Source organism: Methylobacterium sp. 285MFTsu5.1, assembly GCF_000383455.1.
Taxonomy (GTDB): domain Bacteria; phylum Pseudomonadota; class Alphaproteobacteria; order Rhizobiales; family Beijerinckiaceae; genus Methylobacterium.
On record NZ_KB911287.1, the window covers coordinates 47,416 to 68,848 of the forward strand.

Genomic DNA, 21,433 nt, shown 5'->3' on the forward strand with positions numbered 1-21,433 from the left:
GCGATGATCGGCGCCTTCCTGGGCGGCCTCATGATGACCGTCGTCGGCTCGGCCGGCGTGCTGATGGGCCTGTGAACCCGGCAGGATGCCGGCGGCCACCCGGTAACGGACAACGAGACTGACGCGAGCGGCGGGGTGCGAGCCTCGCCGCTTTCGCGTGTCCTGCCGCTCGATCCGCCGATCCGACCTGCCCGCTCGCCGGCTTGTGGCGCGGACGAGAAACCGTGTCCCATGTAACGCGCGCGGTCACGCGCCGAAATCCACCTGTAACAGAAGCATTGCGTTATCGATCCGCGCGTCGAACGCGGGGCGCGCGCCGCTTCGCGCGGCAGCCCGATCGCGGCGCCACTGATGTTCCGGCAATCCCGACGAGGCGATTGCTGGAGCGCGGAGACGTGAGCGTCGGAGTTTTCTGCCCGATCCTCGATTGACCGAGATCATTCCGATCCGCTGCTACAGGTGAGACCTTCCAGATCATGAGCACTTCAGACGCCCTCGACCGGGCCGATTTCGCGCGGCGGGCGGGGGAGAACCAGGCCCGGCTGACCGCCGACCTGAAACCGGCCTACGACTTCGTCGTCTGCGGCGCGGGCGCCTCCGGGTCGGTCGTCGCGCGGCGGCTGGCGGAGAACCCCGAGGTGCAGGTGCTCCTGCTCGAGGCGGGCGGCTCGGACGACGCCGAGGCCGTGCTCGATCCCGCCCTCTGGCCGACCAATCTCGGCGGGGCGCGGGACTGGGGCTTTCGCGCGGAGCCGAATGCCCACCTGAACGGACGCACGCTCTCCATGGCGATGGGCAAGGGCCTCGGCGGCGGCTCCAGCGTCAACGTGATGGTCTGGGCGCGCGGCCACCGGTGCGACTGGGACGCCTTCGCCGCCGAGGCCGGCGACGCGGCCTGGGGCTACGAGAGCGTCCTCGACATCTACCGGCGCATCGAGAACTGGCGCGGCGCCTCCGATCCGGCGCATCGCGGAAGCGGCGGTCCGGTCTGGGTGCAGCCCGCCTCCGATCCCAGCCCCGTGGCCCACGCCCTGCTCGACGCCGCGCGGGACCTCGGCATCCCGACCTTCGACAACCCCAACGGGCGCATGATGGAGGGGCCCGGCGGCGCGGCGATCACCGACATGCTGGTCCGCGACGGCCGGCGCGTCTCGCTGTTCCGCGCCTACGTCCATCCCTGGCTCGACCGCCCCAACCTGACCGTCCTCACGGACGCGCTCGTCCGCCGCGTGACCTTCGACGGCCGCCGCGCCACGGGGGTCGAGTTCGTCCACGCGGGCGCGGTCCGGACGGTCGGCGCGCGTGCCGAGACGGTCCTGTCGATGGGGGCGATCCACACACCCAAGGTGCTGATGCTCTCGGGGATCGGCGACCGGGACGAGCTCGGGGCGCTCGGCATCCCGTCGGCGCAGCACCTGCCCGGCGTCGGACAGAACCTTCAGGACCACGTGTCCTTCGGCTGCACCTGGGAATATGCCGACCCGATCGCGCCGCGGAACAGCGGCAGCGAGGCGACCCTGTACTGGACGAGCCGGCCCGGCCTCTCGGCGCCGGACCTGCTGTTCTGCCAGGTCGAGTTTCCGGTTCCGAGCGAGCAGACCGCGGCGCGCGGCGTTCCGGCCCAAGGCTGGACGATGTTCGCCGGCCTCGCGCAGCCCGCCAGCCGCGGCCGCCTGCGGCTGCGGAGCGCCGACATGGCGACGCCGCCGGTCATCGAGGCGAACTTCCTGTCCCACCCGGCCGACGTGACGGCGGCCGCGGCCTGCGTCGATCTCTGCCGCGCCCTCGGCAACGCGCCGGCGTTCCGCCCGTACGTGCGCGCGGAGGCCATGCCGGGTCCGCTGTCCGGCGCGGCGATGGCGGACTACATCCGCGATGCCGCCGTCACCTACTGGCACCAGAGCTGCACCGCCCGGATGGGCCGCGACGCGCTGGCGGTCGTGGACGGTGCGCTCCGGGTCTACGGCATCGACGGCCTGCGGGTCGCCGACGCCTCGATCCTGCCCCGCGTGACCACCGGCAACACCCAGGCGCCGTGCGCGGTGATCGGTGAACGGGCCGCCGAGATGCTGAAGCGCGCGCACGGCCTGTAACGCCCGTCGCCGCAGCGAGCACGATCGGCGGACCGGAGGGCTCGCTCAGGACGCCCCGTCGCGCGGACATCGCACCGGCCGAGCCGGGCGTCGAGCCCGTCCCCGGAATCGCGACGCACCGCGCGTCGCGGACGGTCCGATCAGGCCGCGTGTGACGGCCGGAAGCGCTGAGGTCCCCTGAGCCGCTGTCGAGGAGCGCCCGGGCGGAAGATCCACGGGCTCACGGCCGGGAAAGACACCGCGGATCCTTGCCCGGCCTCTTTCCGAGGATGCCGGGCCGTCCTGTTCGGGTGCCACGACGCGGCGTGGCGTTCATCACTTCGGCGGTCGCGGATGGCTATCGACACGATTGAACACACGCTGCGCGCGATGGGAAACGCGGCGCGAGGCCTGGCCGCGGTCGGTGCGGCCCTGCGATTGCGGCAAGACGCGAAGGAAGGCGCGCGGGAAGGCGCGAGGGCGGTCGATCCCGAGGTGGCGCGCCGACTGCGCGATGTGGTCGCCGCCGTCATCCCGGGCGGCCTCGGTGAGCTCGAACCCGAGCAGGTGTCCGCGCTCCTGGCATCCGTCACCCACGCGCTCGAGGAGGCGCGGGATCTGCTGGATCACCCGGAGCGGCCGCCGGTCTGGCAGGTTCGCGATCCCGCGATGTTGCAGGCTCAAGGCCAGGCGTCGCGCAGCGTCGTGCGGCGCCTGGCGGCCTTGTCGACCGAGCGCCCGTCGCTCGCGGCCGCACTCACCGGGCGCTTCCTGGATGTCGGCACCGGCGTGGGCGGCATCGCGCTGGAGGCCGCGGCACGCTGGCCCTCGCTGCGGGTCGTCGGCCTGGACATCTGGGAGCCGGCCCTGGCCTTGGCGCGCGCGAACGTGGCGGCGAGCCCCTTTCACGGCCGTATCGAACTCCGTCTGCAGGATGTGACGCGGTTCGACGATTCGGCAGGCTACTCGCTGACGTGGCTTCCGGCACCCTTCCTCTCCCGGGACGCGGCCCGAGCAGCGCTCGATCGGCTCACGGCTGCGCTCGAGCCGCGGGGGTATCTGGTGGTCGGACTCTACGCTCCGCCGGCGGATCCCACGGCCGCCGCGCTCGCTGCCCTGCGGCTGGCCCGCAGCGGCGGACATCTGTGGGAAGGCGCGGCCATGGAGGCTGAACTTCGCGCACGCGCCTTCACCGCGGTCGAGACTTTCGCGGGCCAGCCGGTCACGCTCGTGATGGGGCAGCGCGCGTAGAGCGATCGCACGCGCGCGGCCAACGGCGCGGGCCGCCTGCCCGCCGCGGCGTCCGAGTTCGCGGTCGTCCCGACCGGTCGAGGTTCGGTCGAAGCCCGCACCCGAGCCCCCGCGAGGGATCCCGCGTCGAGCCCCGCGTCCGGGCTTCTGTGACCGGGATCACAGCGACCGGCCATCGGTCGGCGGCAGAGTGCCTTCACCCCAACAGGGAGACGCACGATGAAGATGATCTCGACGAAGATGTTGATGGTGGCGGGTCTCGCGGCCGCGACATTGGCCGGTGGTGCCGCCAGTGCCGACGCCCGCGGGTTTGGCCGTGGCGGTTTCGGACACGGAGGCTTCGGCCATCACGGAGGCTTCGGCCATCGCGGGTTCGGGCACGGAGGCTTCAGGCACGGCGGGTTCGGTCACCATCGCCATTTCTACCACCGTGGATTCCGTCGGCGCTTCGGCGGGTTCAGCTGGGGCTATCCCGCGAACAGCTCCTTCCTCGGCCCGAACTTCGGCGACTGCCGCGCGATCTACAATCCTGTCTTCTTCGGCCATGAGCGCGTGTGCGGCTAGCTGAGCGACCATCTTCGACGGATCGCGTTTCCGTCACGCGATCGGCCGCCGCTGCACGCGCGGCGGCGGCCGGCTGACCGACTCCATCCCGCAACCCCTCGCTCCGACGACGGGATCCGTGACGGCGACCCCAGCCCCATCCGTCCCGGGGATGCCGCCCGACTCTCGTGATCCGAGCCGCATCGGCCGCGGATCGAGCGACAGCTCGTAGCGGCCGCGAATTCGGACCTCACGTGCCGCCCTCGCTTGAGGGCGGCACGTGGGCGTGGTGAGGGTTGTCTCACCGAGGATGGTATCGGTGACGCGATCCGGGCGCGTCACGGCGCCCTGGCGCTGCGCCGAGGAGCAGGGCGATGGCGGTGGGGACATCGATGGGTGCAGGTCAGGAACGCGAACCGGCGACACGCCGCGCGGCCCCGGATTTCTACGACAGCCTGCCCCGGTTCACCGCCTTCTCCAGCCTCATGGATCCAGGCCTCTACCGGCCCCTGCCCGCGGATTGGTGGCTCGGCGTGGCCGATGTCGTCGGTTCTCGGCAGCAGATCGGGCTTGGCCGCTACAAGGCGGTGAATGCGGCCGGCGCAGCCATCATCACGGCGGTCTCCAACGCACTCGGCCGGCGCGAATTCCCCTTCGTCTTCGGCGGCGACGGGGCCAGTTTCGCCGTCGCCCCGGACAACGCGGACGCCGCGAGAGACGCGCTGGCGGCGACGGCCAGCTGGGTCCGCGAGGCGCTGCAACTGGAGCTGCGCACCGCTCTCGTGCCGGTCTCGGCCGTGCGCGATCGCGCGCTCGACGTGCGCGTGGCGCGCTACGCGCCCAGCGCCCACGTTTCCTATGCCATGTTCAGCGGAGGTGGGCTGCCCTGGGCAGAGGCGGCCATGAAGGCCGGCGACCACGCTATCGCACCGGCCGAGGCCGGCACCCAGCCCGACCTGACCGGCCTCTCCTGCCGCTGGCAGGAGATCCGTCCCCGGCACGAGCTGATGCTCTCGCTCATGCTCGTGCCCCAGCACAGCGGCGACGCGCCGGCCTTCCGGCAACTCGTGCAGGAGCTCCTGCAGAGGCTCGAGATCAGCGCCGAGGTCGCGCGCCCGATGCAGGACGCGGGACCGGAGATGCGCGGACCGTGGGCGGGACTGGACCTCGAACTGCGCGCGATGCCGGGCTCTCGCAGGAGCCGCTTCTGGGCCAAGTTCCGCCTCGCGGCGCGATCGATACCGGAATACCTGATCTACCGCACAGGCGCGCGGGTCGGCGCGTTCGATCCCGCCGTTCTGCGGCGCGAGATCGTGGGCAACACAGATTTCCGCAAGTACGATGACGCGCTGCGGATGACGCTGGATTGCACCCGCGCCTTCGCCGATCGACTCGAGGCGGAGCTCGCCGGCGCGGAGGCGCAGGGGATCTGCCATTTCGGCCTGCAGCGCCAATCGGCTGCGCAGTTGACCTGCATCAGCCCTCCGGTCCCCGGCAGCGGGCACATGCATTTCATCGACGGTGCCGGTGGCGGCTATGCCGCGGCGGCCGCGAATCTGAAGGGTCGCGCGGCCGATGGCGGTGCCTCGGCTCAGACCCGCCCGTGACGCGGCTCGGGACCGTGCCCGCTGCGGGACGGGGCGTGGGCGCGCGATGACGGGATCGGCAGGGCCGTTACCGGCCCGGGATCCCCGCCGGGTGGCCGGGATGGGCCCTGTGCCGGATGTCCGCTCCGAGGCGGCGCGGCCGGCTCTGCGCCCGGGACGAAGCCGGATCGACGGCCCGCGCGATCGTCCGTGTCGAGCCAGCCGCGGTAATGCACCACCAGCCCCACGCGTGGCAGGACGATCGAGACGTCGAAGCGGAACAACCCCGCCTCCTCCCACTCGCGGGCGGCGGTACGGGGTGCGAGCGCCAGCGGCAGGGGCAGCCGCGCAACGGACCAGCCGCGCAGCACCATGCGCAGGCCGCCGCCCTCGGGCGCGAGGTCGAACCTGAAGCGGAGCGGGCCGAACCGCTCCACGACGCAGCCGCGCTCTTCGGAGAACGCGCTCGTGAACCGGCGACCGGAGAACGCGCGCGTCCAGCGCTCCACCCCGCGCGTCTCGCTGAAGCCGACGTGGAGATCGTGCGCGCCCGCGACCGGCAATCCGAGGAGCGCCGCGAGGCCGCGCGCGACAGGGTGGCGGCCCCGTCGCACGACGGCGCGGCCGTGCGCCCCCGCCTCGCGCAGCACGCCGTGCAGGGCCGCGACGCGCGGCGCGAGTTCGGCGAAGCGCGGACCCAGGACGCGCGCGTAGAGCGCATCGGCCTGTCCCGACTCCCGCACGTCGTGGCGGATCGACAGGCGCGCGAAGCTCGGCTCGAAATCGGACAGGTCGAGCGCGGTCCCGGCGTCGCGCGCCCCGGGCGCGATCGCACCGTCCAGGATCCGCTCGGCCAGGATCGCCGCCGGCAGCACCGGGATCTCCGGGCCATGACCGTCGGCCGCCAGGAGGGTCCAGCGCCGTTCGACGCGGCGCCCTGCGGCGGTGCCGAACATCCGGACGACCATGCCGGACCGATCCGAGCCCCAGCGCGCGGTCAGCCGCTGCGCCAGGAGAAGCCCGCGCGCGAGCCCCTGCAGGGAGGGGATCCAGCCCCAGCGCACCGGCCAGCTCGCGCACCAGAGGCCGATCGTCTGCACCGCGAGTTCGGTCCCGGCCCTGAAGCTGACCGCCGGCCGGCCGGGAAGCCGATCGGGCAGGAGGTCGAGGTCCGGGACGTCCGCCAGGGCCAGCCAGCGGCGGCCGAGGGACGCGCCGTCGGACAGGGCGAAGCGCTCGCGCCGCAACGCCTGCCAGCCAACAGCCGCCGACCAGCGCTGTCCGCGCCAGAGCCGGATCGGCCGGCCCACGTAGCTCAGGATGGCCGCGGCGACCGACGTCCCGGCGGTCGCGCGGTTCGAGGCGCTGATCGCGATCTCCACGGCGGTGACCGCCTCCATCCCCTGCGCCAAGTGCCGGGCGACGGCACCGGACAGGGCGGGGACGCTCGATGCACCGGAGAGGATCGCGACGCCGGCCGCGCGTGCGGCGGCGTCGAGCTGGCCGATGCCGGTCACGAACGCCCGGCCGTCCGCGAGATCGAGGTACGGGATCGCCGCGGCGATACAGGCCCGGGGCAGAGCGTAGCCGCTGCCCTGGAAGGGGCCGGCCGCATCGATCACGAGGTCGGGACGGACGCGTTCCAGCAGCGGCGCGACGGCACCGTTGCGGTCGGCCTGAAGGGGACGGCACGGAGGATTGGCCGCGCAGAACGCCTCGGCCCGCGCCAGGCGGCGGCCGGCGACGACCACGTCGTGACCGGCCTCCGCGAGCCGCCGCGACAGGCGAGCCCCGAAGCCGCCGTACCCGCCGAAGACCAGGATCGTGCTCACGCCGCCTCTCCCTGCCCCGCCGGCTCGGCGTCCTGGAAGACCGCTTCCTGGTGGATCAGCCGCCCGAACCAGGGGTGGGCGATGTCGAGGATGAAGCGGAAGGCGCCCGGCGTCGCGTCACCGCCGGCATCGGCGTGGGTGACGGTGAGCGCGCCGGGGGTGAGCCAGCCCGGCAGGTGCAGGCGGCGCCCCAGGCAGGCGACGAAGTAGCGGTGGCTGCGAAACGTCAGCGCCCCGTCCTCGACCGCCACCGTGAGGCTCATGCCGACGCCGGCGCCGACATGCTCCTCCAGGCCGGTGGGACCGGCGAAGCGCTTGGCCGAGTGGATCACCTGCGGGAAGCCGGAGGCGCGGGCGTACAGCCGCGTCCAGACCTGACCGCCGCCATCCGGGTCCTCGGTGACGGTGACGACGCCGGCGCGGCCGGTCTGGCGTTCCAGAGGCAGCGGGCCGCCGACCAGCCGCGTCGCCTGCGCGACGAGCCAGCCGAAGCGGCTGACATCCATCGCGACGACGTGGCCGACATAGACCGCGCTCGCTCCCTGCGCGAGCCGCTTCCCGAAGCGGCGGCGCACGGCCGGCGACAGGCTCGCCCATGCGCGTTCCGGGATCAGGGCCCGGAAGCGCAGGTCCAGAAGGTCGCCCGGCTCGGTGAGCGACCGGGCGGGGGAGAACGCGCGGGACGGCCCCGCTCGGCTCGACGGACATGTCCCATCGCGGTCACCTGGGCCCCTCGATCGGTTCGGCTCCCTGAAGACGACCCTCGGATCGTCACTCAGCCTTGGCCGGCAGGAACTTCACGATCCGGCCGCCCAGCCGGATGAGCTTGGCCAGCGTGCCCCGGGGCACGTTGAGCATCTGGCCGTACCAGCGCTCCATCGACTCAGTGAAGTCGAGCATCGCGCGCAGGCGCCGCTTGGCGACCGCCCCGAGCGCCGGGTCCGCGTCCGCTTCGGCGACGCAGGCGCGCAAGGCCGCGATGGCGGGATCGATCTCGCGCTCCTTGCGGCCGGCGGCGATGCGCGTGACCATCTCCCAGAGGTCGGTCTCGGCGGCGAAGTGGTCGCGGCGCTCGCCCATCACGGGCACGCGGCGGATCAGGTTCCAGCCGAGCAGCTCGCGCAGGGAATTCGAGACGTTCGACCGCGCGATGCCGAGCATGCCGGCGATGTCCTCGGCGGCGAGAGGGCGCTCGGAGAGGTAGAGGAGCGCGTGGATCTGCGCGACCGAGCGGTTGACGCCCCACTGGCCGCCCAGATCGCCCCAGTGCAGCACGAAGCGCTCGACCGCGGCCGGCAGGGGACTCGGTATGTCTGTTATTTCTGTCATGACAGAAATAACAGACCAGAACGAACACGCTGTCAAGCGGCCGGGATCGCGGGCTGTCGACGCTCGGCCGGGTCCCGGTCGCGCCGCCAGGGCGGGACCGGGCATCCCGTCCCGCGCCTGACCGGGAACGGCGCCCGCGTCAGGCGCGGGGGCGCCTCGCCCCGCTCCGGCGCCGCGTGAGGCACCTCCATCGGGGCGGGCCGGAACCGCCCCGGTCTCCAGTCCCGGCGCGGGCGGCTACTGGCCGTGCCGCTTCAGCCACGCCTCCATGTCGGAGATCTCCTTCTCCTGATCGTCGATGATCTTCTGCGCCATCGCCTTGGTGGCCGGATCCTTGGCGTGCGTCAGCGCGACCTTGGCCATGGCGACCGCGCCCCTGTGGTGCGGGATCATGTGCCTGCGGAAGTCGACGTCGGCATCGCCGGTATAGGGGACGTCCATGTCCTTCATCATCGCCGTGTCAGCGGCCTTGAACGCCTTGGTCGAGGCGTCGTCCTTCGGGTTCGGCTTCATCGAGCCCATGTCCTTGCCGGACATGGAGCCGTGGTCGTGCATGCCCTGCGCCAGGGCCGCCCCGGCCAGCCCGGTCGACAGCAGGGCGGCGGCGAGAAGGGTGCGGAGGTGCGTCATGGATCGTTCTCTCCCGGTGGGGTCAGTTGAACTTGCCGCTGGCGGTCGCGCCGTCCGGGCCGGTGAGCTGCACCGCGCCCTTGGGGCTCGCGCCGAGCGCGGTCGCGGCCTTGCCGGTCATGCGGTTGCCGTCGGCGGGCTCGAGCGGCACGCGGGTCGGCTTGCCGCCGACGACGAGGATGGCGGTGCCCTTGAAACCGGCGGCCGGGACCGGCTTCTGGCCCTCGTCGGACAGGAACACGTCGACGGCCTCGCCCTTGGCGACGAGCTCGACGTGGAACCTGCCGGCATCCGTCACACGGCCACCGTGCTGGCCGGCGGTCTCGTGGGCGCAGACGGCGGACGCGGCGAGGAGGGCGGCGATCAGGGCCAGTCTCGGTAGGATCATCCCGGTTCTCCTGGGTTGTGCGGGTCAGTCGGGTTGTGCGGGTCAGTCGGGTTGTGCGGGTCAGTAGGCCTCGGCCGGGCGCGGGCGCGCGCCGTCCGGGGATGGGTGGGCCGGCGTGTCGGCGTGGAGGGCGCGCAGCCGCTCCAGGGGCGCGCGGCCGAAGCGCAGGAACAGGACGGGGGTCAGGACGGTGTCGAGCAGCGTCGCGCTGACGAGGCCGCCGAAGATCGTCACCGCCACCGGGTGCAGGATCTCCTTGCCCGGGCTCGCCGGGTCGTAGAGCAGCGGCACCAGCGCGACGCCGGCGGCGAGCGCCGTCATCAGCACCGGGGTGAGCCGCTCCAGGCTGCCGCGCACCACGAGGTCGGGCCCGAACGGCACGCCCTCGTGCAGCGACAGGTTCAGGTAGTGGCTGATCTTCAGGATGCCGTTGCGCGCCGTGATGCCGGTCAGCGTGATGAAGCCGATCATCGACGCCACCGACAGCGGCTGCCCGGCCAGCCACAGGGCGACCACCGAGCCGATCAGCGCCAGGGGCACGTTGCCCATGATGATCAGGGCGAGCGCCGCCGACCTGTAGCGGCTGAACAGGATGGCGAAGACGAGCGCCAAGGACACCGCGGAGAGCACCGCGATGGTCCGGCTGGCCTCCTCCTGCGCCTGGAAGGTCCCCTCCAGGCTGGTGAAGAAGCCCGGTGGCAGCGGCTCCTTCGCCACCGCCTCGCGGATGGCCGCCACGACGGTGGCCATGTCGCGCCCGCCGTCGGTGTTGGCCTGCACCACGATGCGGCGCCGGGCGTTCTCGCGCAGGATCTGGTTCGGCCCGTCCGTCTCGCGGATGTCGGCCACCTGGCGCGCCGGCACCCAGCCCGAGGGCGTCTCCAGAAGGAGGTCGCCCAGGCCCGCGGTGGTCCGGCGGTCCTCGGACAGGCGCAGCACCACGTCGAAGCGGCGCACGCCGTCGACCACCGTCGAGACCACGCGCCCGTTCGAGAGGCGGCTGATCTGCTCGACCACGGCCGCGGGCTGCACCCCGTAGAGGGCCGCCCGCGTGTAGTCGACGCGGACCTCGAGCTGCGGGATGCGGACCTGGCGCTCCACCTGCAGGTCGGCGAGGCCGGGGATCGCCGCCATCCGGTCGCGCAGGGCATTCGCGACCCGCCGCAGGGCGTCGAGATCCTCCCCGTACACCTTGAGCGCGATCTCGGCGCGCACGCCCGAGAGCATGTGGTCGAGCCGGTGCGAGATCGGCTGGGCGACGTTGACGGCGACCGGCAGGGCCGCGAGGCGCCCGCGGATATCGGCGACCAGCGCCTCCTTCGGGCGCTCGGCACCCGCGTCGAGGGCCACCTCGATCTCGGAGGCATGGACGCCCTCGGCGTGCTCGTCGAGTTCGGCCCGCCCGGTCCGGCGGCCCACCGTCCTCACGCCCGGGATGTCGAGCAGCAGCTTCTCGGCGATCAGCCCGACCCGGTTGCTCTCGGCGAGCGAGATGCCCGGGTTGAAGGTCATGTTGACCGTGAACGAGCCCTCGTTGAACGGCGGCAGGAAGGCCCGCGGCAGGGTCCAGGCCGCGACGCCGGCGGCGACCACCGCGACCGCGACCGTGCCGACGAGCAGGCCCTGGTGCCGGAACGCGACCCGCAGCAGGGCGGCGTTGCCGCGTTTGAGCCGCTTCAGGAGTCGGCTGTCGTGCTCCTCCAGCGTCTTCAGGCCGGGCAGCAGCAGGGACGCCAGCACCGGGGTCAGGGTGATGGAGGTGAGCAGGCTCGCCAGGATGGAGATGATGTAGGCCTCGCCCAGCGGGGCGAAGAGGCGACCCTCGATGCCCGAAAGGGCGAAGAGCGGCACGAACACCAGGATGATGATGAGCGTCGCGTAGACGATGCCCGAGCGAACCTCGTTCGAGGCCTCCACCACCACCTGGAGCACGCCTCTCGGGTTGCCCGCCCGCCGGTTGTCGCCGAGCCGTCGGTAGATGTTCTCCACGTCCACCACCGCGTCGTCGACGAGCTCGCCGATGGCGATGGCCAGCCCCCCGAGCGTCATCGTGTTGATGGACAGCCCGAACAGGTGGAACACCGCCGCGGTCGTCAGCACCGAGACCGGGATGGCCAGCAGCGAGATGGCCGTCGTCCGCACGTTCAGCAGGAAGGCCAACAGCACCACCGCCACCACCAGCACGGCCTCGACGAGGACGCGCGCGACGTTGCGGATCGAGGTCTCGATGAAGTCGGCTTGGCGGAACAGGACTCGGTCGGCCCTGATGCCGGACGGCAGGGTCGGGCCCATCTCCTTCAGGGCGGTCTCGATGCTGCGGGTGAGCCGCACCGTGTCGACGTCCGGCTGCTTCTCGACCGAGACGATGACCGCGGGCCTCGCCATGTAGCCGGCGTCGCCGCGCTTGACCTTCGCGGCGAAGGAGACCTCGGCGACCTGCCTCAGGTGGACGGGCGCGTCGTTGACCGTCGCGACCACCAGGCTGCGCAGGTCGTCGAGGCTCATGGTCCGGCCGATGTTCCGGATCAGGTACTCGCGCGCGTTCTGGTCGGTGAAGCCGCCGCCGGCGTTGGTGCCGAACCGGGCGAGCGCCGCCTCGAGCTGCGCGTTCGTGACGGCGAGCGCGCGCATGGCGGCCGGGTTCGGGCTGACCCGGAACTGGCGCACCTCGCCGCCGATGGGGATGACCTGCGCGACGCCCGGGATGGTCAGCAGCCGCGGCCGGATCGTGAAGTCGGCGACCTCGCGCACCTGCATGGGGGTCGCGGTGTCGCCCGTGACCGCCACCAGCAGGATCTGGCCCATGATCGAGGAGATCGGGCTGATGACCGGGGTCACGCTCCGGGGCAGTTGGTCCTGCACCAGGGCGAGGCGCTCCGCGACCTGCTGCCGGTTCCGGTAGATGTCCGTGCCCCAGTCGAACTCGACGTAGGTGATGGACAATCCCACGCCGGAGACCGAGCGCACCCGGGTAACGCCCGGCAGACCGTTCATCCGGGTCTCGATGGGGTAGGTGACGAGCTGCTCGACCTCCTGGGGCGCGTAGCCCTCGGCCTCCGTCATGATGGTGACGGTGGGCTTGTTGAGGTCGGGGAAGACGTCGACGGGCAGCTTGGTGGCGGTGAAGGCGCCGTAGAGCACGAGCACCGCGGCGAGCGCGAGGACGAGCAGGCGGTTGCGGACCGATTGTCCGACGAGGACGGTGAACATCGGCGGATTCCTCAGCGGACCTGGTCGAGGAGTTCGGCGCCCTGCGTCACGACCCGCTTGCCGGGCCCGACCCCCTCCGCCACCAGCACCCGGCCGCCGTCGAGGGGCTCGACGCGGACCGGCCGCGCCTCGAAGCGCTCGGCGGTGGTGTGCTCGTAGACGACGTCCTGCCCGTTCCCCGCGCGCACGACCGCCGCGCGCGGCAGCGCCAGCCCGGCCTGCTCGGTGTCGGTCCCGGCGAGCACGGTGACGAACTGCCCGACCCGCAGGCCCGAGGCGTCGCCCTGGACGGCGAACTGCACCGGGATGGCCTGGTTGCGGTCGGCGAGGCCCGAACCCTGGTAGGCGAGCTTGAGGGTCCGGCCGTCGGCGAGCCGTGCCGTGGCGTCCTGCGCCGCCGCGAGGGCGTCGAAGCTCAGAGCCTCGACCCAGAGGCGGCTCGGATCGACGACCTGGAAGACCATCTGCCCGGGTGTGGCCATCTGACCGGCCACCGCCGCGGCCTGCGCGACGACGCCGTCGACCGGCGCGACGAGCGGTTCCGGCTCACGCCTGATCCTGTCGAGGGCCGTCCGTCGGTCCTGCAGGCCCCTGAGCTCGGCCAGGGCGTCGTCGAGCTGGGTCTGGGCCACGGCGCCGGTCAGGGCGAGCCGCCTGTAGCGGTCGACCCGGCGCTCGACGATGGAGATCTGCTGGTCGAGATCCCCTTGCGTCTGGCGCATGTCGGAGACGTCGACCGCCTGGATCGGCGGTGTGACCGTGGCCAGGATCTCGCCCTTGCGCACCCGCGTGCCGAGGCGCGGGAACAGTCCCGAGGGCGGAGGCGACAGGCGACCGCCGACCGAGGACTGCACGACGCCGCTGGCGTTCGGGTCCGGGATGATGCGGCCGGGCAGCTCGACCGAGCGGTGGAAGCTGCCCCGCTCGGTCACCGTCGTGCGCAGGGCGAGCAGGCGCTGGGTGGGCTTCGGAACGAAGACGGATCCGTCGGGCAGGCGCTGCGCGAGGTCCGACGCGGACGGCGCGGCCGGGCGCGTCCCGGTCAGCGCGGCCCCCCGCACGGGGGCTTCGCGGTCGTCGTCGCCGTGCGCGAAGGCGGCGGTACCCAGAACGAGGGTGATGCCGACGGCGATCAGCGCCGCCGTCGGGACGCCGCGGCGGCCCCGCGCGAGGGCGGTGACGAGGACGCCGAGCAGGAAGGCGACCGCGCCGACCAGGATCGGGTCCCCGGCGCCGAGGCGCTGGCGGACGCCGCGGGCGACCTCCGAGACGCGCGCGAGCGCCGCCCGTGCCGCGGCCGGCTCGGCGGGAATTGCGGCGCCGGCATCGGCCGGCACGGTCACCGTGACCGGCAGCACGTCGACCGCATCGCCGGCGGTGACCGTCGCGACGAGGTCGTGCCGGCCGGCCCTCGACAGCCACGGAGCCGGCAACGTGTAGCCGCCCCCGGGCGTGGCGCTGGCGGTCCTCGGGCCCTCGGGGGTCTCGACCTCGATCATCGCGCCGGTCACCGGCTCGTTCGTCCGGAAGCGGTCGAGGAACAGGGTCAAGGCGCCGTCGCGCGGGATGGCGACCAGCTCGAAGGCGTCGGAGAAGGCCTCGCCGCGCGGGGCGATGGTCTTCGAGACGGGGGGCGGGGCGGCGCCGTGATCGTGGCCCTCGTGGGCGCGGGCGGGCCCCGCCGGGACGGCGGCGAGCAGCGCCACCGCGCCGAGGGCGGCGGCAAGACGGGTCGACATGGAAACGGTATCCTCGCGATGGGGATGCCGGGCGCGGCCACGGGCGGGCGCACCTCGGGCGTCGCGCGCCTCGGGCGCGCCTCATCTCACGCGCGGGTTCGTGGGGGCTCGGGCAGGGCCTCGGGGCCGCGGCCGGTGCGGCCGGCGACGTCGCCCGGGACCAGCGTGACGGCGCCGAACAGGTCCGGCGACAGGCCAGGGGGCCCCCCGAGGACGCCGGTGGCGCAGCAGGCCATCGTCCCGCAACAGCGGGTCTCGCGGCCCGGACGACAGCACCCGTCCTCGGTCGGCTCGACGCGCGCCGCCGCGACGGTGGCGCGGGCGACCTTGGACCATGCCGGCGCCGCCGACCGGGCGGCGGGCGTCACCGGTACGGACGCGGCGACCGGGGCGACCGCCCTCGGCTGCGCCGCGGCCGCGCGGTGGCCGTGGTGGGCATGGCCCTCGTGGGCCTGGGCGGCGGACGGCGCGACGTAGGCGATGATCGCGAGGATCATCGCCGCCATCAGGCGCAGGATCTGCCGGTCCGGGCTCATGGGTACGGGATTACACCGGTTCTGGCGGCGGGACCATGTCCGCGGCCGGGACGTGGACGCCGACGTGAGATTCCGGTCGCTGCGGCGCCACCTCGGGCCGCCGCGAGCAGGGGCTCGGCGGGCAAGAAGGCCGCGGTGGCGCGCTTCGTCGCCAGGTCGACCTCTATGTCGACCTCGATCCGGGCGCCGGGCGCGACGGCTTGCACGGCGCGGGTCACGGACCCGGCGCAGCCGCCGCGCCCCGTCTTCCCGACCTCGAATCGGACCATGCGGCTCTCCTTCCGACGGCGTCCGGACGAGATGGGGGTTCCCACCGTTGGAAGGTCAAGGCCCGAGGTTTGCCCAGCTTCGCGCCCATCGAAGACCGAGACTCGTCCGGTGCCATCCCGCCCGGCCGGGATGGTATCCTGCGCCGGTCGTCCCACGCCCGGCCTCGCCGGCCTCGAGCGGAGCGGATCAGTCCCGCGAACGCCCCTGGCCCGCTCCGCCTGTTCGCGAGGACGTGACGGACGCGCTCCCGGCACGGCCGCCTGCGAACCGCGGAAACCGGTTGGGTCATCCTGGTGCGCCTGCTGGTAGGCCGGGTGGTAAGCTTGGTATTAGGCTCGGCGGTGTTCTTCCCGGACGGCATCCGGACGCTGCTCGACCCCGAGGTGCCCGGTGCCGGTCGTTGGACGCCAGCCACGCCCGCCCCTTCGCGACACGCCCGGACCCAGGCCGCCCATGACCGACGCCTCATCGTCCGCTGAGCCCGGGCGGCCCGAGTCCGCGTCCGCACGCGCGCCCGGTTCCGTGGGAGAGGTCTTCCGCGCCTTCCTCAAGCTCGGATTGACCGCGTTCGGCGGCCCCATCGCGCACCTGGGCTACTTCCGCGACGAGCTGGTCACCCGGCGCCGATGGCTGGACGAGCGCGGCTATGCCGACCTGGTGGCGCTGTGTCAGTTCCTGCCCGGGCCCGCCTCCAGCCAGGTCGGGTTCTCGCTCGGCGTGCTCCGCGGCGGCGGCCTCCTGGGCGGGCTCGCCGCCTGGGCGGGGTTCACGCTGCCCTCGGCCCTGCTGCTCCTGGCCTTCGCCTACGGCGCCGCGGCCCTGTCGGGTCCGGTCGCCGACGGCGTGATCCACGGTCTCAAGCTCGTCGCCGTGGCGGTCGTCGCGCAGGCGGTCTGGGGAATGGCCCGCTCCCTGGCACCGGACCGGCCGCGCGCCGGCATCGCGGTCGCGGCCCTGTTCCTCACGGTGTTCGTCGCGGGCTCGGTCGGGCAGCTCGGCGCCATCGCCCTCGGTGCCCTCGCCGGGCTCGTCCTCTGCCGGGCGGCACCGCAGGCGCAGGCGGGGCACCTCGCGGTCCCAGTGTCCCGGCGGGCCGGCGCCGCGGCGCTGGTCGCCTTCGCCCTGCTCCTCGTCGTGCCCCATCTGCTCGTCGCCGGCCTGCCATCCCAGGGCCTGGCGCTGTTCGACGCCTTCTACCGCTCCGGCTCCCTGGTGTTCGGCGGCGGCCACGTGGTGCTGCCGCTGCTGCAGGCCGAGGTGGTCGCGCCGGGCTGGGTCGGCCCCGGCACCTTCCTCGCCGGGTACGGCGCCGCCCAGGCCGTGCCCGGCCCGCTGTTCACGTTCGCGGCCTACCTCGGCGCGGTCGCGGGGCCGTCGCCTCACGGCGTGGTCGGCGCGGCCATCGCGTTGGTCGCGATCTTCCTGCCGGGCGTGCTCCTGGTCTACGGCACGCTGCCCTACTGGGACGCGTTCCGGACGCGTCCGCTGGCCCAGGCTGCGATGCGCGGGACCAACGCGGCGGTGGTCGGAATCCTCGGTTCCGCGCTCTACGATCCCGTCTGGAGCAGCGCGGTCGGCAACCCGCGCGATTTCGCCGTGGCCGTGCTGGCGTTCGTGCTGCTGACGGTCGGTCGGGTGGCGCCGTGGATCGTCGTCGCGCTCACGGCCCTGGGCGGTGTCGCCCTCGCCTCGCTCTGACCGGAGCCGCCCTGACCCGATCGACCCGGCCGACCTGAACCCGACCGACTTGGACCCGACCGACCTGGACCCGACCGACTTGGACCCGTCCTGGCCGGTGCGAGCGGGAGGATCGGCTTCGACCGAGGGAGCCGGACATGCGGCGCGGTCGGAAGACGAGCGCGGAGCAGGCGGTGCTGACGCTGCGCCGGATCGCGGTGCGGAACGGAACTGCCCCGTCCCCGTCGCGGAGCTTCGCTTCGGCTGCGCGCCCAGACCGGCGGCATCGCCGGCGGCAGCGGCAGCGGCCCCGGCCGCGACGGGCGGGCCCTGTGGGCCTGGAATGCGTCACAGGGCCCGCCACCTTCGAGGCGCCTCGGCTACGGCTTGTTGGCGGGAGCCGGGTTCGTCGTCGTGGCCGGAGGCGCAGGGTTCGCCGGCGCCGTGCCGGCGGGAGGCGGAGGCGGCGGGGGGGTCTCGGCCTTCTTCTCGTCCTTGCAGGCCGTGAGCGCGAGCAAGCCGACGAGCGGCAGCAGATAGCGAATTCGCATGAGCGTTCCTCCTGTCTGGGCGATGTAGGCCATGAGGAACGTCACCCGGCCGCTGTTCGATCCAGCGCGCCGCGAGCCCGGCCCCTCGGACGATGCCGATTCATCGCGGGTCGCGGCGAGGCACGGCCACCGGCCCGATCCCGCGGGCCGGCAGGTCGGAACGACGCGGAGCGGACATCGCGAGAGCCGGCCTCGGGTCGGGAACAGGCGCGCCGGCAACGTCCGCGACCCTGGATCACCGCGCGGAGGCGGACCGTCGCGAGACCACCCGCATGCGTCACGCGCGCCGCCTCCGGTCGCAGCGGCATCCGGCGGCACGCCGCCTCACCGCTTTCGGCTATACTGCGCCGTGAAGCGCGTGCGGCGGCCTCCGGTGGCGAGGATCCGGACGGCCTCGCGTCGATGTCGCTCCTGCCCGCCGCCCCATCCTGGAAGCGCTGCCGATGCCGAATCGAGTCCAGTCGGCCTTCCGCGCGGCCGCCGAGTTCGGCGTCGGCCTGGTGGCGGCCTGCAACCGGCTGCGGCTGCCCAGGGCGGCGAATCCCTTCGTCGTCGGTGTCCACGCGCCGATGCGCGCGGAGCTGACGCTGGAGAACCTGCCGGTCACCGGGACGATCCCGCCCGGCCTCGACGGCCTCTATCTCAAGATGGGGGCGAACCCCGTCCGCGCGGCGACGCGGGGCCACGACTGGTTCCTCGGCGACGGCATGGTGCACGGTCTCGCGCTCGAGGGCGGCAGGGCGCTGTGGTATCGCAACCGCTGGATCGGCTCGCGCACGGCCGCCGCGGCGCTCGAGCGGCCCGCGGCGCCCGGGCCGCGGCGGGGCGGCAACGACACCGTCAACACCAACGTCGTCGCGATCGGCGACCGGATCTTCGCGGTGGTGGAGGCCGGCAGCTTCCCGGTCGAACTCTCGCCCACCCTGGAGGCTCAGCGCTACAACCCGTTCGACGGGACGCTGGCCGGCTCCTTCAGCGGGCACCCGCACCGCGACCCGCTGACCGGCGAGACGCACGCCGTCGCGTATGACGGCCGCGTCTGGGACAGCGTGCGCCACGTCGTCCTCGCCCCGAGCGGGCGGGTCGTGCGCGATGTGCCGGTCGCGGTCGCGCACGGCCCCTGCATCCACGATTGCGCGATCACGGCGCGCTTCGTGATCGTGCTGGACCTGCCGGTCACGTTCTCGTTCCGGGCCCTGCTCGCCGGGTACCGCTTCCCGTTCCGCTGGAACCCCGGCCACGGGGCCCGTGTCGGCCTCCTCCCGCGTCAGGGCGACGGCGCCGACATCGTCTGGTGCGCCGTCGAGCCCTGCTTCGTGTTCCACACCGCCAACGCCTACGACGACGCGGACGGGCGGGTGATCCTCGATGTCGTCGCCTACGGGACGGTGTTCGCCTCGGCCGGGGGCGGGCTCGACGCGCCGGGCCGGCTCGAGCGCTGGATCATCGACCCGTCGACGGGTCGGGTCGAGCGGCGCGTGATCGACGCGGCGGCGCAGGAATTCCCCCGCATCGATGAGCGGCGCCTCGGGCAGCGCCACCGCTACGTCTACACGGTCAGCGTGCCGGCCGACGGCAACACGCAGCTCGCCGGTGCGACGCAGCTCTACAAGCACGACCTCGAGACGGGCGCGCGCCACGTGCACGACTTCGGTCCCGGTCACGTCCCGGGGGAGTTCGTCTTCGTGCCGGCGCGGACCGGGGCCGATGAGGACGAGGGCTGGCTCGTCGGGCTCGTGATCGACACCGCCGGCGACGTGACCGACTTCACCGTCCTCGACGCGCGGGCGTTCGACGCCCCTCCCATCGCCCGGATCCGCCTCGGGCACCGGATCCCCCCGGGCTTCCACGGCAACTGGTTCCCGGCGCGCGGGCCGGCCTGAGAGACCGGGTGCGGTCCCGGCGACGGCCGCATCCGGACCGATCAGGCCGCGGCGGTCCAGCCGACCACCGCCGTCACGGGGTCGCCGGGACCTCCCGCGGGCTTGAGGACGCGCCGCTCGACGCGGGCGAAGCCGGCGCGCTGGAGGTACAGGCCGACGAGCTGGGCATGTCCCCCACCGTCGAGGGCACTCCAGATGGCCACGGCCTTGGTCGGGAAGCAGCGGTTCGAGAAGCTGATCACCGCCGGGGCACCGGGGCGCAGCACGCGCGCGACCTCGGACAGGACGGAGACGGGGCGCTGGAGATACTGGACCGAGACGCAGATCAGCGCGGCGTCGACGCAGGCCGTGTCGAGCGGCAGGCGCGGCTCGGCGTTGAGGTCCTGCACGAAATGCCGGGTCAGGCGCGGGTTGGCGGCGAGTTCGGCGGCGTTCAGGCCGTGACCGGTGACGCTGGCATACGCGACCTCGTCCGGCAGGTGGCTGACCCAGCTCGACATCAGGTCGAGGACGTCGCCGCCCGCCGGCACGATCGCCCTGTAGAGGTCGGTGACCGCCGCGACCGCGGCGGCATCGATATGGGTCACGAAGCGCGGTTGCGCGTAGAAGGCGGGATCGGGATCGCGGTCGTGCTTGGCGAACGCCTCCGGGGGAAAGTCCGGCAGATCCTGGGTCATCGTAGCGCGCTTCCGGATCTGACGGCGCGCCGGCTCCGAGAGACTGCGCGCGAACCGTGGATTGCGTGCGCGTGTAGAGAGAGCCGGGACGCCCCGCGGCCAGGTGTCCACGTCGCCGCATCCGCGCCGTGGCGCGGAAGGCATCACGGGTCGGAGCCGACGTTGCCGCCGCTTGTCCGCCCCGCTGGCGCGGCCCTCCTCATCACGCGCGACCGGCCGTCGACACTGCCGGAGATCGGGCGGCCGAACGCGGGACCGCACGGGAACCGGCAAGCCGCTTCGTCCGAGCCGTTCACGGGAGACGCCACGCGAAGTTTCAGGATAAATAATCGCCGCACAAATCGGCGTGGAACGCGCAATTTCTCAATGTACTTGTCATCGACACGTCGATGGCGTACAGATATGAAATCGATTTTTGGCCAGGTATCCGGCCGTATCGCCTCAACAGGGCGAGCGCTCTGCATCTCTCCCATTTTCGACATCCGGCGACCGGGCGCGTGTGATCCATGCGCCCGTCCTATCTATTTGCCTTCACTGACATGGAATACCTATGACCATCGGCACCGTTAAATGGTTCAACGACACCAAGGGCTTCGGCTTCATCCAGCCGGATGACGGCGGCAAGGACGTGTTCGTCCACATCTCGGCCGTCGAGCGCGCCGGCATGCAAGGCCTGAACGAGGGCCAGAAGGTCTCCTACGAGATGGAGACCGACCGGAGGACCGGCAAGCAGTCGGCCGGCAGCCTTCAGGCCGCCTGAGTCTCACGCGTCCAATCGTGACGCGCTTCGAAGCCGTTCCTACGCGGAGCGGCTTCATCCATGTCTCGCCACCGGGGCTGACGTCCGGTGCGCCCACGGAGAGTTCGTGAAGCCTTTGAAAACCGATCACCTCGTCGATCGTCTCGCGGAGACGGCCAGAGCGCGGCAGGCCACACTGGCCCGGTTCCGGGCACGCCCGGCGGCCGATGATCCGGTCGTCCTCGCGCGGCAAGCCGCGCGGCGCGCGGTCGTCCAGGCCCGGGACCTGCGGGCGACCGAACGGGAAGCCGTTCGTCTGGCCGCCGAGATCGAGCGTGAGGCTGAGGTCCAGGCCGCGCAGGCCCGCGCCGAGGCCGAGTCAGACCGTCTGGCCGCCGAGAAGGCGGAGCAGCAGGTTGCCCGCGCCGCCGAACAGAAGGCGGCACGCGACGCGCGATTCGCGGCCCGCAAGGCGCGTGCACGCCGCTAGCACGCCGCTAGGTCGAACTCAGCCCGCGCG

18 protein-coding genes are annotated in these 21,433 nt (G+C 72.9%); 8 read left to right on the forward strand and 10 right to left on the reverse strand.

Features of this window, described 5'->3' with window-relative positions:
- The first annotated feature begins 476 nt into the window (after positions 1-476).
- The 4 genes from H288_RS0122630 (at position 477) to H288_RS0122645 (ending at position 5,473) form a co-directional block, all read left to right on the forward strand.
- Entirely contained in the window at positions 477-2,093 is a 1,617-nt protein-coding gene (locus tag H288_RS0122630; RefSeq protein ID WP_020094861.1) for a GMC family oxidoreductase N-terminal domain-containing protein, read from the forward strand.
- Between the two features lie 333 nt (positions 2,094-2,426).
- Positions 2,427-3,323 (forward strand): class I SAM-dependent methyltransferase, encoded by an 897-nt coding sequence (locus H288_RS0122635; protein ID WP_043712993.1) that lies wholly within the window; start codon positions 2,427-2,429, stop codon positions 3,321-3,323.
- Positions 3,324-3,542: 219 nt separating this feature from the next.
- Positions 3,543-3,887 (forward strand): hypothetical protein, encoded by a 345-nt coding sequence (locus tag H288_RS0122640; RefSeq protein ID WP_020094863.1) that lies wholly within the window; start codon positions 3,543-3,545, stop codon positions 3,885-3,887.
- A 353-nt stretch (positions 3,888-4,240) separates the two neighbouring features.
- A complete protein-coding gene (locus tag H288_RS0122645; RefSeq protein WP_020094864.1) occupies positions 4,241-5,473 on the forward strand; it encodes a DUF3095 domain-containing protein in 1,233 nt (410 codons plus the stop codon).
- Here H288_RS0122645 and H288_RS0122650 read toward each other — a convergent pair.
- From H288_RS0122650 to H288_RS0122685, 8 genes are all read right to left on the reverse strand, one after another.
- Positions 5,458-7,284 carry an SDR family oxidoreductase gene (locus H288_RS0122650; protein WP_020094865.1) on the reverse strand — a complete coding sequence of 609 codons (1,827 nt, stop codon included), beginning with the start codon at positions 7,282-7,284 and terminating at the stop codon, positions 5,458-5,460. The genes H288_RS0122645 and H288_RS0122650 overlap by 16 nt on opposite strands.
- The gene (locus H288_RS0122655) at positions 7,281-7,919 is read right to left on the reverse strand and encodes a DUF4166 domain-containing protein (RefSeq protein ID WP_042672213.1); all 639 of its coding nucleotides are present in this window, start codon (positions 7,917-7,919) and stop codon (positions 7,281-7,283) included. The genes H288_RS0122650 and H288_RS0122655 overlap by 4 nt, the downstream gene beginning before the upstream one ends.
- A 136-nt stretch (positions 7,920-8,055) precedes the next feature.
- Positions 8,056-8,613 (reverse strand): MarR family transcriptional regulator, encoded by a 558-nt coding sequence (locus H288_RS0122660; RefSeq protein WP_026605207.1) that lies wholly within the window; start codon positions 8,611-8,613, stop codon positions 8,056-8,058.
- Positions 8,614-8,850: 237 nt separating this feature from the next.
- Entirely contained in the window at positions 8,851-9,243 is a 393-nt protein-coding gene (locus H288_RS0122665; protein ID WP_020094868.1) for a DUF305 domain-containing protein, read from the reverse strand.
- A gap of 22 nt (positions 9,244-9,265) precedes the next feature.
- Complete coding sequence (locus tag H288_RS0122670) at positions 9,266-9,631, reverse strand: hypothetical protein (RefSeq protein ID WP_020094869.1); 366 nt, start codon at positions 9,629-9,631, stop codon at positions 9,266-9,268.
- A 60-nt stretch (positions 9,632-9,691) separates the two neighbouring features.
- Positions 9,692-12,841, reverse strand: coding sequence for an efflux RND transporter permease subunit (locus tag H288_RS0122675; RefSeq protein ID WP_020094870.1), 3,150 nt, complete (start codon positions 12,839-12,841; stop codon positions 9,692-9,694).
- Positions 12,842-12,852: 11 nt separating this feature from the next.
- On the reverse strand, positions 12,853-14,580 hold the full coding sequence (locus H288_RS0122680; protein ID WP_020094871.1) for an efflux RND transporter periplasmic adaptor subunit: 1,728 nt from the start codon (positions 14,578-14,580) through the stop codon (positions 12,853-12,855).
- Positions 14,581-14,666: 86 nt separating this feature from the next.
- Complete coding sequence (locus H288_RS0122685; protein ID WP_020094872.1) at positions 14,667-15,116, reverse strand: hypothetical protein; 450 nt, start codon at positions 15,114-15,116, stop codon at positions 14,667-14,669.
- A gap of 792 nt (positions 15,117-15,908) precedes the next feature.
- On the opposite strand from H288_RS0122685, the gene chrA reads away from it, so the two are divergent.
- Positions 15,909-17,084, forward strand: a complete 1,176-nt coding sequence (gene chrA / locus H288_RS0122690; RefSeq protein ID WP_020094873.1) for a chromate efflux transporter — start codon at positions 15,909-15,911, stop codon at positions 17,082-17,084.
- Between the two features lie 359 nt (positions 17,085-17,443).
- Here the strand turns inward: chrA and H288_RS32690 are convergent, their stop codons facing one another.
- A complete protein-coding gene (locus H288_RS32690; protein ID WP_128083351.1) occupies positions 17,444-17,647 on the reverse strand; it encodes a hypothetical protein in 204 nt (67 codons plus the stop codon).
- A gap of 410 nt (positions 17,648-18,057) precedes the next feature.
- On the opposite strand from H288_RS32690, the gene H288_RS0122700 reads away from it, so the two are divergent.
- Positions 18,058-19,497, forward strand: coding sequence for a carotenoid oxygenase family protein (locus tag H288_RS0122700; RefSeq protein ID WP_020094875.1), 1,440 nt, complete (start codon positions 18,058-18,060; stop codon positions 19,495-19,497).
- A 41-nt stretch (positions 19,498-19,538) separates the two neighbouring features.
- Here the strand turns inward: H288_RS0122700 and H288_RS0122705 are convergent, their stop codons facing one another.
- Positions 19,539-20,174: a methyltransferase domain-containing protein gene (locus H288_RS0122705; RefSeq protein WP_020094876.1), complete on the reverse strand. Its 636-nt coding sequence runs from the start codon at positions 20,172-20,174 to the stop codon at positions 19,539-19,541.
- A 550-nt stretch (positions 20,175-20,724) separates the two neighbouring features.
- Here H288_RS0122705 and H288_RS0122710 point away from each other — a divergent pair.
- Both H288_RS0122710 and H288_RS0122715 read left to right on the forward strand, forming a co-directional pair.
- Complete coding sequence (locus tag H288_RS0122710) at positions 20,725-20,934, forward strand: cold-shock protein (RefSeq protein WP_012329763.1); 210 nt, start codon at positions 20,725-20,727, stop codon at positions 20,932-20,934.
- A gap of 106 nt (positions 20,935-21,040) precedes the next feature.
- Entirely contained in the window at positions 21,041-21,403 is a 363-nt protein-coding gene (locus tag H288_RS0122715) for a DUF6481 family protein (RefSeq protein WP_043712997.1), read from the forward strand.
- Positions 21,404-21,433: the final 30 nt, after the last annotated feature.